11 protein-coding genes are annotated in these 10,432 nt (G+C 70.4%); 6 read left to right on the top strand and 5 right to left on the bottom strand.

Annotated elements, in window-relative coordinates; genetic code table 11:
• Positions 1–38: 38 nt before the first annotated feature.
• Entirely contained in the window at positions 39–866 is an 828-nt protein-coding gene (locus tag BA895_RS01835) for an inositol monophosphatase (protein WP_070190283.1), read from the bottom strand.
• 103 nt (positions 867–969) lie between these two features.
• Here BA895_RS01835 and BA895_RS01830 point away from each other — a divergent pair, with 103 nt between their 5' ends.
• Positions 970–2,148 (top strand): GNAT family N-acetyltransferase, encoded by a 1,179-nt coding sequence (locus tag BA895_RS01830; protein ID WP_070190282.1) that lies wholly within the window; start codon positions 970–972, stop codon positions 2,146–2,148.
• 229 nt (positions 2,149–2,377) lie between these two features.
• Complete coding sequence (locus BA895_RS01825) at positions 2,378–2,797, top strand: Rv0909 family putative TA system antitoxin (RefSeq protein WP_070190132.1); 420 nt, start codon at positions 2,378–2,380, stop codon at positions 2,795–2,797.
• A 159-nt stretch (positions 2,798–2,956) separates the two neighbouring features.
• Here the strand turns inward: BA895_RS01825 and BA895_RS01820 are convergent, their stop codons facing one another.
• Complete coding sequence (locus BA895_RS01820; protein WP_083282858.1) at positions 2,957–3,889, bottom strand: DUF4097 family beta strand repeat-containing protein; 933 nt, start codon at positions 3,887–3,889, stop codon at positions 2,957–2,959.
• 132 nt (positions 3,890–4,021) lie between these two features.
• Between BA895_RS01820 and BA895_RS01815 the strand changes: the two genes are divergently transcribed.
• The 4 genes from BA895_RS01815 (at position 4,022) to BA895_RS01800 (ending at position 8,633) form a co-directional block, all read left to right on the top strand.
• On the top strand, positions 4,022–4,573 hold the full coding sequence (locus BA895_RS01815) for an SRPBCC domain-containing protein (RefSeq protein WP_070190130.1): 552 nt from the start codon (positions 4,022–4,024) through the stop codon (positions 4,571–4,573).
• 87 nt (positions 4,574–4,660) lie between these two features.
• Positions 4,661–6,523 (top strand): DUF6398 domain-containing protein, encoded by a 1,863-nt coding sequence (locus BA895_RS01810; protein WP_070190129.1) that lies wholly within the window; start codon positions 4,661–4,663, stop codon positions 6,521–6,523.
• Between the two features lie 60 nt (positions 6,524–6,583).
• Positions 6,584–7,585, top strand: coding sequence for an NYN domain-containing protein (locus BA895_RS01805; protein WP_217493791.1), 1,002 nt, complete (start codon positions 6,584–6,586; stop codon positions 7,583–7,585).
• 124 nt (positions 7,586–7,709) lie between these two features.
• A complete protein-coding gene (locus BA895_RS01800; RefSeq protein ID WP_070190127.1) occupies positions 7,710–8,633 on the top strand; it encodes an alpha/beta hydrolase in 924 nt (307 codons plus the stop codon).
• Positions 8,634–8,706: 73 nt separating this feature from the next.
• On the opposite strand, the gene BA895_RS01795 is transcribed toward BA895_RS01800, so the two are convergent.
• Genes BA895_RS01795 through BA895_RS01785 form a run of 3 tightly spaced genes read right to left on the bottom strand, consistent with a single transcriptional unit; the run spans position 8,707 to position 10,334 of the window.
• Positions 8,707–9,000: a DUF6510 family protein gene (locus BA895_RS01795; RefSeq protein WP_070190126.1), complete on the bottom strand. Its 294-nt coding sequence runs from the start codon at positions 8,998–9,000 to the stop codon at positions 8,707–8,709.
• The gene (locus BA895_RS01790) at positions 9,001–9,735 is read right to left on the bottom strand and encodes a ferredoxin reductase (protein ID WP_070190125.1); all 735 of its coding nucleotides are present in this window, start codon (positions 9,733–9,735) and stop codon (positions 9,001–9,003) included.
• Entirely contained in the window at positions 9,735–10,334 is a 600-nt protein-coding gene (locus BA895_RS01785; RefSeq protein ID WP_070190124.1) for a molybdopterin-dependent oxidoreductase, read from the bottom strand. Before BA895_RS01785 ends, BA895_RS01790 begins: the two co-directional genes overlap by 1 nt.
• Positions 10,335–10,432: the final 98 nt, after the last annotated feature.

The following is a 10,432-nucleotide window of genomic DNA, read 5'->3' as shown; positions in this document are numbered from 1 at the left end:
CGAATCGGCAGATCACCTGACCGGCGCACCAACCGTCGTCAGTCGGAGGGAACCGCGTGCCGGTCGGCCTCGAGCAGCCGGCTCGCCCGCAGCGACCGCAGCACCACGTCGTACGCGGCCTGGCTGGCAGCGGGGATGAGCCCGCCCGTGTCGTTGTCGCGCGGTTGGTACGCACGACCGCCGACCGTGCCCACGAAGCCGCCGACCTCGGCCAGCATCAGCGACCCCGGCGCGTGGTCCCACGGAGCGGCGCCGCGGTAGAGGATGTAGTCGGCCTCGCCCTCGACGAGCTTGGGGTAGTCGATTCCGCACGACACCCAGGTGAGTGTCATGGGCGATAGTCCGTCGAGGGAGGCCCCGATCCACGACCGCTTCGAGGTGCGCCCCCGCAGCTCGGCGGGATCGGTGAGTGCAGTCGGGGTCTCACGGCTCACGCGAACGCCGTTTCGGTAGCAACCGCCGCCCAGCTCAGCGGCATACCCGAGCCCGTGCTGGGGCTGCCAGATCCACGACCGAACGGTCTGACCTCCCCGGGTCTCGGCCACCATCACGGCGTGGTCGGCCGAGCCGTGCACGAAGTTCTTCGTGCCGTCGACCGGGTCGACGGTGAAGGCGTGGTCGGCGGCGAGGTAGCGCCCCATGAGCGCTGGGTCGCCGGCGTAGGCCTCCTCCCCCAGCACGACGGCATCCGGGTACACGGCGTTCAGCACGCGGGTGATCAGCACCTCGGCCTCGCGGTCGGCGACGGTCACGAGGTCGCCGGGGTTCTTCTCGTGGATCTCTCCGGCTGTCAACGACCGGAAGCGGGGGTTGATGACCTCGTCGGCCACGTTCTGCAGCAGGGTCATGACCTCGTCGGTGTCCACGGTCTCCACGCTAGCCACTTCGACGGCGCCGTCACGAGTCGGCCTGGCAATGGCGACGGTAATCGGCTCGCCCACCGCGGCCCAGGTTTGGCAGGCTGACCCCATGTCGAGCGTCAGCGCAACTGTGCCCACCCTGAGCGACGGCATCGTGACCCTGCGGGGCCACACGCTCGCCGACGCCCCTGCCATCACCGAGCAGTGCACCGACCCCGAGATGCTTCGGTGGACCACCGTGCCTCGCGGCTACACCCTCGACCAGGCGGTGGCCCGGGTCGAACAGACCTGCAAAGACTGGGCAGACCCGTTCGGGGCCCGACAGTGGGCGATCGAGATCGACCGCGACGGCGCCCCGGCCTACGGCGGTTCGATCGACCTGCGCCCCGGTGCGACGCCCACCACGTCCTCGCTCGGGTTCGGCCTGCACCCCGAGGCTCGCGGGCAGGGAGTCATGGCGCGCGCGGTTCGGCTCGTGGCGGCCCACGCCTTCTCCGCCGAGCCGTGGGGTCGACCGGTGACTCGGCTCCACTGGCGCGCCGTCGTCGGCAACTGGGGGTCGCGCCGGGTGGCCTGGGCCACTGGATTCACCTTCCACGGCACCCTGCCCGAGTCGCACGTCGACTCGAACGACCCCGAAGGCCCGGCCCTCGACACCTGGCAGGCCAGCCTGGGGCGCGGCGACGCGATGAGCCCGCGGCACCCCTGGCTGACGGCGCCGGTGCTGGAGCTGGACGGCATCCGGCTGCGGCCGTGGCGGGTCGACGACATCGATGCCATCGAGAACCGCGAGAACGACCCCGTGCACTGGATGCCGGCCCACGCGGTGCTGCGCCGCGAGACCTTCGAGGGGTGGCGCCGGCGCCGGTTCGAGCTGATGTCCGAGGGAGCGTCGGTCGAGTGGTGCGTCGCCGACACCGCCACCGACCGCGCGCTCGGCGGCATGGTCGTCTTCAGCCGTTGGGGACCCATCGGCGACACGGCCGAGCTCGGCTACCAGCTCTTCCCGAGCGCGCGGGGGCGCGGTGCCGCGAAGACGGGGGCGCGCCTCGCCATCCGGCACGCGTTGACGCCGTTGAGCGAGGGTGGCCTCGGGCTGCGCCGGATGGTGGGCGAGACGGCGGCCGACAACGCGGCGAGCAACCGGGTGCTCGAGTCGAACGGCTTCGTAGCCTTCGGTCGCGAGCACCGTGTGGACGAGCTCGCCGGCGGTGGCTGGGGTGACGGCCTGCACTGGGAGCTGCTGCCCGACACGGAGCACGGTCGACCTTCGGTGGTTCCGGGCTGAGCGGTCGCCGACCGACCCGAGCAAGCCGGGTCGGTCGGGGTTGGGTCGGGTCGGGCTCGGGTCAGGCTCGGGTCAGGCTCGGGTCAGGGGTTGGGTCAGGGGTTGGGTCGGGGTCGGTTCAGGGTTGGGCCGTGGTGATCCCGGGTTGCCCTGACGGGCCGGCATCCAGGACGCTGGTGGGAGTACGCACGCCGTTCGGCGTGACCGTCCAGCGAGGGAAGGAGTCACCGTGACGTTCGGTGAGGACATGAAGCGCAAGGCCGACGAGGTGCACCTCCAGGACAAGGCCAAGGACTTCGGCGATGCCGTCGCCGAGCTGGTGAAGGCGGCCGTGGGGATGGTAGGCAGTTTCGCTGCCGAGAACCGCGAGAAAGTCGACGTCGCCCTCGACAAGGCCCAGGCGAAGGTGGCCGAGAACACCAACGACAAACACATCGACACGGTGACGAAGGTTCGTTCCCAGGTCGACAAGGGCTTCGACAAGCTCGTGGAGCAGCGCGACAAGGCGGGCAGTCCCGCCACCTCCCCCACCGGGGCCACGGACGCCCGGCCCAGTGCCGAGTGGCCCCGCACGCCCGTACCCGACGACATGCACTCCGCCTTCGACGACGACGACGGGACCGATCTCGCGGCGGGCTCGCCGAGCTGACAGCAGCGTCTGTCACCAATCTGGTTCAAACACTGGACGCGTCCGGCCTCGTGGTCCTAGCCTCGAGGCATCCGCTCCTGATGAGGAGCCGCTGCCGTGGAGTTCGTGACCGCAGCAGCAGTGGGGGGCGAGTCCGGCTACCGCTGGCCCGATGACGTGTCAGCGGTAGCCGAACTTCACATCGCCGGAGCCCGTCTGGATCTGCACCTTTCGAGGGCTGGCGGGGTCGTTCGTGACGGTGACCTCGTCGTCGCCTGAGCCTCTCGTCAGGTCGACGGCATACGTGTCGTTCGACGGCACCGTCAGCTCGACGTCACCCGAGCCCGACGTGACGGTGAGTCGGCCCGGTGCCTGCGCCAGGCCGAGGTCGATGTCTCCACTGCCCGAACGGGCCGCAACCGCTTCCGACTTGACGTCGTCGGCCGTGATGTCTCCCGAGCCGGTCTTGACGTCGACGACACCCAGCGCTCCGCCGAGCTTCAGGTCGCCCGAACCGTCGTCGACGGTGACCGCGGTGCCGTCGGGAACGCGCAGCGTGTAGTCCGCTGAACAGCCGAACACGAGTGGGCCGCACCCGGGGTCGGCATCGATCACCAGGGTGCTCCCCTCCCAGGTCTCGCCTGCCGGCGACGACGGGTCACTCCCCTCGGGCAGCCGCCGGGTCAGCTCCACCGTGCCGGCGCGAGCGCCGCCTGAGACCTCCACGTCACCCGCGACACCGTTCACCCGGATGCCGGTCACGGCATGGGTCAACCGGGTGTGCTGCTCCACGGACCCCACGTCTCGACCCACGTTGAGGCCGCCGATCAGCAGCAGCGCACCGGCGCCGAGCACGACCAGGCGACGCCGGTTGCGCCGCCCCGACTCCTGCGCCGGGAAGCGGGGGCGCCGCGCTGTCGGCGACGGCGTGCGCGCCGGCGGCCCATGCGTGTCGGGGCCTGGGGCCGGGGCGGCCCCCGGTGACCCTGTCCACGACCGTTCGCCCATCGCGTCCAGGGTGTCTCCGTGGATGCGGTCATCCGGTACGGGTGGTCGCGGTGGCAGTTGCGGACGTGGCCCGAACTCCGCCGCCGGCTCGTGGTCGTCGCTCATGGCCCACCCCTTCCACCCTCGACCCTCACGGTAGCGGTGACGCGGCCGGGCGAGCAGCCCCGCACGCGACCGTCATCTGGGGTAGGACTGGTGGGAGCGGCCGCCGCCTTTCCCGATCAGTCGAGGATTCCGATGAAACTGACGCACAGCAAAGTTCTCGACGCCCCGATCGAGCTCGTGTGGGCGCACTTCACCGACCTTTTGATGGTGGGGCGCTGCTTTCCCGGTGCCGCAGTGACCGAGGTGCACGGCAACGACTTCGTGGGGCGCATCCGGTCGAGGCTCGGGCCGTTCACGCTGGAGTTCCACGGAACGGGGGCGCTGACGGTTGCCGATGCTGATCGACATCACGCCCGGCTGCAGGCGATCGGGGTCGAGCAGCGCGGACTCGGCAAGGTCGACATCGACATCACCCTTGACCTCGCAGCCGCCGAGACCCCTGCTGAGGTCGCTCGAACCCGGGCTGACCTGACCACCGTCCTCGTCTTCAGGGGCGCCCCGATGGACTTCAGCGCCGGCCTGGCCCAGAGGGCGTCCGACCCTCTGGTCTCTCGCTTCCTCGCCTGCATGGCCATCCCTGACGGTCAGGCTCACCAGCACGGTGATGATGCCCCCCTCGACCTGGTGAGCACGGTGAGCGAGATGCTCGGCGCCCTCACCGGCTTCGGCCGCCGCAGGCCGTAGCGCGCTGCCACCGGCGCCGCTGCCCTGACACACGCGGCCGGGACCGGGTTCCCCGGGCTGCCAACCGGCATCCGGCATCATTGCCACATGGCGAAGAAGCCCCGACGGGGTCGAGGTGGCGATCGGCGACTGCATCTGGCCCACAACGCCGACGCCCGTCCGCCGGCAGGGGCCGCGTCCGACCCGGCTACCGCACACCTCGCCCTCGAGGTGCGTTCTCGCCTGCGCGCTGACGACCCCCTCGACCTGCTGGCCTACGTCTCGACGCTGGTCGTGGCGGCGGAGCGGCCGGCAACGGGCGACGACCACTCCAGCGACGTCGACCTGCGCCTGCTCGTCGACACCTTCGTGGCCGTCGACATCGCCGAGACGACCGCCCTGCTCTCCGTGCTGGGTCACCTCACCCGCGACGACGACCTGCGAGTCCTGGCTCGGCGCGCACTGATGACTCGGCGTCAGCCGATGCCGTCGTGGCTGCGCGACCTCGACGAGACCGAGGTCACCGATGCGGCGGTGATGACCGAGGTCGCTGGAGACGGCTTCGACATCGTGCTCGGGATCCGTTGGCCCGGTGGAGGTCTCGCCTCCTTCATCGTCTACGTCGACAGCCTCTACGGCGTCGTGGTGAAAGACGCGTTCCCGACCCCCGAGCCGTTCTCCGAGGTCGTCCAACGACTTCGGGAGCTCTCGGAGGGCATCGACCTCGTGCAGCTCGAACCCCTTGGTCTCGGTGAGGCGCGAGCCGTCGTCGAAGGTGCGGCCGACCGTGGTGAGGCGTCTGCCGACCCGTTCGAGAGCGATACCTGGCCCAGTGCCCGACCGATGCTGCGCTGGCTGCTCGAACGGATGCCGCTCACGCAGCCGAGTGACGAAGGGGACGGCTTCACCCGGCACCTGCTGACCCAGGCCGACGACCACAGCCGGGCGGCATCCGTCGTCGAGGGGTTCGTCGGCTCGGCGCACGCTGCCCGCATCCACTTCGACGACCAGTCACCAGGCGACTCCCACTGCCTCGGCCTGGTCGCCGGCTTCGCGGTGAGCACGGGCGAGCCGCAGCTGTCCGGCTGGAACCCGGCCCGGCTGGGAATACTGTTCGGCCACTGGCTGCCGTCGCGGTTCCTCTTCGAGGCCGACGTGGCTCGTCGGCTGCCTCAGGTGCTGCGGGCTTTCGTCGACTGGTCGATGAGCGGCGACGGTCTCCCCTCGTCACTGCGGCAAGCGACGCTGGCCGCCGTCGACCGCGAGGGCGCCGACTTCGTGAGCCTGGCCACCTCTCCAGAGTCGACCAACCTCATAGCGGCCCTGCGCGCCTACGAGCTCACCACCGGTCTGGCGGGCGTCGGCGACATCGAGATCGTCAGCAACGCACGTGACACACCGGACGACCTCGACGACCTGGACGACCTGGACGACTGGGACTACACCGAGTTCGTGCTCGACGCGTGCAGCGAGCACGTCGGCGGCCGTACCGCCCTGCTCGATCTCGACCACGACCCGCTGCCCGACGAGGAGTTTCGTTGGAGCGACCTGCCCGACGACATCCGACCTCGGGTCGAGGAGGTGCTGGCTCTGACCGACGACTTCGCGACGGGGAGCTTCGACGTGGAGTTCCGCACCGTCTGTCGTCGGGTGCTCGCCATCACGGCTGCCGCAGACCCCGAGATCTTTCGGCGCAAGGGCCGGGCCGACACAGCGGCCGCGGCCGTGTGCTGGATCGCCGCCAAGGCCAACAACCTGGTCTCGTCTGCGGGTGGCATGGCGTCGGGCGAGCTGGCTGAGCGGTTCGGCCTCAAGGCCAGCCCGTCGCAACGGGCCAAGGTGTTCCTGGCCGCGCTCGACGCGCCCCGGTTCTTCACCACCTCCTCGCTCGGTCGGCCCGATCTGCTGACCAGCCACACGCGCGCAGCCATCGTCCGGCGCCGCGACCTCGCCCTTCGCGACGCAGACTGAGGGGCGAGGGCTCGCCGCCCGTGAAAGGCTGGCGGCATGCGGTCGTACTGTGCGGTTTATGTGGATGTCGGCTACCTGCTGGCCTCTGCCGCCACACGGGTGACCGGCACCTCCTTGCGCGGCGGCGTGACGATCGTCTACCGGGAGCTCATCGAGGCCCTGATCGCGCAGGCCGAGACCGAGAGCGGCTTACCGCTGCTGCGGGTCAACTGGTACGACGCCGGCTCGAGCCCGGGGGGCGCACCCGACGGCTACCAGGAGCAGATCGGGATGCTGCCCCGGGTCAAGCTGCGGCTGGGCCGGATGTCACCCGGCGGGGAGCAGAAGGGGGTCGACCTGCGCATCGGCCTTGACCTCGCCACCCACGGACGGAACCGGGTGGCCGATGTCATGTACCTCGTGTCCGGCGACGACGATCTCACCGAGGCCGTCGAGGAGGCCCAGGGCCACGGGGTGCAGGTCGTGCTGTTGGCGGCGCCCAACGCCCAAGGGCGGTCCCACGCCGTGTCGCGCCATCTGCAGCGCGAGGCCGACGGGATCATCGTCATCGACCCGTTGACGATCGACCGCAACGTGCGGGCCCGCCGCACCCCGGTCGACGCCGTCGAGGCGGCGACGTCGGCCAACGGGAACGCGCCCGCCAACGGGTCGTCGCCCGCGCCCGCCAAGGATGCCGTCACGGCATCGGCACCGAGGCCCACCCCGGCCGACTTCGCCGGCCGCAAGGCCACTCTTCCCGCGCTGCCGAAGCCGGTCGACCACCGGCTCACCCGCCCGCCCGAGCTCGTGTACTCGAGCACCACCGGTCTGGGTTCGGTTGACCATCAAGGACTCCCGCCCGACGACGCCCTCATCGACGAAGTGGTGCGTGGCGTCGTCGACACCTGGAAGAAGACGATCACCGAGGCGCAGCGTCGCACCGTTGTCTCCGAGCGCCCGAACATCCCCCGCGAGCTCGACAAGGCGCTGCTCGTCGACCTCTCCGACCGGCTCGGCGTCTACGACATCGACGAACGCTCGAGGTTCGTTCTGCGCGAACGTTTCTGGCAGCTGCTCGACTGAGCTCACGCGTCAGCGCCTCGGTGGCTCGGTGGCTCGGTGCCTCGGTGCCTCGGTGGGCCGTAGAGTTCGGAGCAGTCACGGGCTCACGGCCGCCGCACGACACCACCTGAGATCGAGGGATCCCATGCAGAGCAGCGGCTTCACGCTGACCACGACCGACGGCACCGAGGTCTTCGTGCACCGCTGGCTGCCCGACGGAGACACGAAGGCCGTCGTGCAGATCGCTCACGGGCTGGCTGAACACAGCGGTCGCTACGCCAGGTTCGCGCAGCGTCTGACCGACCACGGCTACGCGGTCTACGCCAACGACCACCGGGGCCACGGCAGCACCTCCGGCGGCCGGGGCCTGTTCGCCGACCACGACGGGTGGACACGGGTGGTCGACGACCTGGCCACGGTGACCCGACGGGCCAAGGAGGAGCAGCCGGGGCTGCCCGTCTTCCTGCTCGGCCACAGCATGGGCTCGTTCCTCTCCCGGTCCTACGCTGCCGAGCACGGCTCCGAGATCGCTGGTCTGGTGCTGACCGGAACCGCAGGTAGCGCCGGAGCACTGGGCCGGGTCGGCGTCGCCCTGGCGAGCGCTCAGGCCCGGCTGCGGGGTCACGCCCGGCCGAGCGGCCTGATGAACACCCTCAGCTTCGGTCAGTACAACAGCGCCTTCAAGCCGGCGCGAACCGACTTCGACTGGCTTTCGCGTGACCCCGACGAGGTCGACAAGTACATCAGCGACCCCGACTGCGGCTTCGTCTTCAGTGCGGGTGGCTACCGCGACCTGCTCAGCGGCCTGGCCTCGGTCAACACCGACCAGGTGGTCGCGAGAGTGCCCAAGCACCTGCCCGTTCACCTGGCCTCAGGCGACCAGGACCCGGTCGGCGGCAGCGGCAAGGGCGTCACCGCGGTCGCCGAACAGCTTCGACGGGCCGGGGTCGACGACGTGACCCTCACGCTCTGGCCGGGCGCTCGGCACGAGATCCTCAACGAGACCAACCGCGACGAGGTGGAGCAGGAGATCGTCGACTGGCTCGACGCGCACCTGCCGGCCCACTAGCCGCGGGTCGGCCGCGGCATCGGCGGCATCGGCGGCATCGGCGGCATCGGCGGCATCGGCGGCATCGGCGGCATCAAGGAAGGCTGCGCTGGACGGGGGCGGTCGGGATCTTCCACGACGCCGACCCACGTACGTCGAGCCAAACGGCGTCGCGGGTCGTCACGAAGCGCACGAGCACCGACGAGCAGCCGGCGCAGCGCAGCACCCACCCGGGACCGCCGACGTAGGCGGCCTGATCGGCAAGAGGCGCAGCCGCGCCACAGTCGTTGCACGTGACGAGGGCCGAGGTGACGTCGACGGCGAAGAACTCGGCCATCGGGCCGGCCAAGGCGTTGCCGTCGAGCGCGAGTTCATCTGAGAAGTGCATTCATCCTCCTGAGGAGCCGAACCGTTCCGTCCGGATGGACGCCGGCTGGTGACCGCGGTCGACGAGCAGCCGGGCTGCGTTCTCGACGAACCCGTTCGGGCCGCAGACGTAGACGCGGGTGGGCTCGGCGTCCGGCGCCGCCAAGGGCAGGTCGTCGCCTACGAGCCGACCGGGCGGACGGGTGTCGCCGGGGAGCCCCGACCGGGTGTAGAGGAGGTCGACGTCGACGCCACGCCTGCCCTGGCTGATCACGTGCAGCTCGTTGGCGTAGAAGACGTGGTCGGGCGTGCGGGCGGAGTAGACGAGGCGGAACGGCGCCGCTGAACCGGCGAGCAGTCGCTGGCGAAGCATCGCCATCAGGGGGGCGATGCCGGAGCCGCCTCCGACGAGCAGCACCGGTTCGGCCAGCTCGTTCGTCCATCGGAACCAGCCGCCGATGGGGCCCCGCAGCTCGAGCTCGTCACCGAGCTGCATCGCGTCGACCAGGTAGGGGGACACGATGCCACCGGAGACCGCCTGCACCGTCAGCTCCAACCGGCCCGGGGTGGACGCCGACGCGATGGAGTAGCTGCGTTGCGCAGTGAACCCGTCTTCGCCGGTCAACTTGACGTCGACGTGCTGGCCGGCATCGTGACCGGTCCACTGCGGCACGTCGAAGACCAGCGTGCGCGCTCTGCGTGTCTCCAGCCGGCTGTCGACCAGGCGCGCGCGCTGCCATCGGATCCGTGGCGTCATCAGTCGCCCGCGTACCGCTGCTCCAGCCACGGGTCGCCGTACTCGTGGTAGCCCAAGGTCTCCCAGAAGCCGGGCTCGTCATCGTGACGCAGCTCGATGCCGTTGACCCACTTGGCCGACTTCCAGAGGTAGAGGTGGGGCACCAACAGCCGGGCGGGCCCGCCGTGAACCGGCTCGAGGGGCTCGCCCTCGAACTCGAAGACGATCCAGGCTTTGCCGTCGAGAAGGTCCTCCACGGGGAGGTTGGTCGTGTAGCCACCGTAGGAGTGCACCAGCGCGAACTCGGCCTCGGAGTCGAGGTCGTCGAGCACCGCGCTCACCGGCACGCCCCGCCAGGTCGTGCCGAGCTTGGTCCACGTGGTGACGCAGTGGAGGTCGACCGTGAACTCCTCGATCGGCTTGGCCATCAGCTGGGTCCACGACAAGGCGCTGCGGGAGTCGTCGACGTCGGTGAGGTCGAGCGACCACTCGTCGGTGTCGACGTACGGCGTCGGGCCGGCCGACAGCACCGGAAAGTCGTGCGTGACGTACTGGCCCGGCGGAACGCGGGGGTCAGACGCGCCGCCTCGCCCGCCGAACCCTCTGCTGATCACACTCATGCTCGGCCCGCCCTTCCTCGCAGTCGGCCGTGTGGACCGACCTGCCCACACGGCATCCGCGTGCACGACCGAGCCCTCGCCAAGATAGCGCTGCTGCG

Origin of the sequence: Humibacillus sp. DSM 29435 (assembly GCF_001758225.1) — a bacterium.
Classification (GTDB): Bacteria; Actinomycetota; Actinomycetes; order Actinomycetales; family Dermatophilaceae; genus DSM-29435.
The sequence above is the reverse complement of the archived record's forward strand: the minus strand, read 5'-3'. Positions and strand labels throughout refer to the sequence as shown.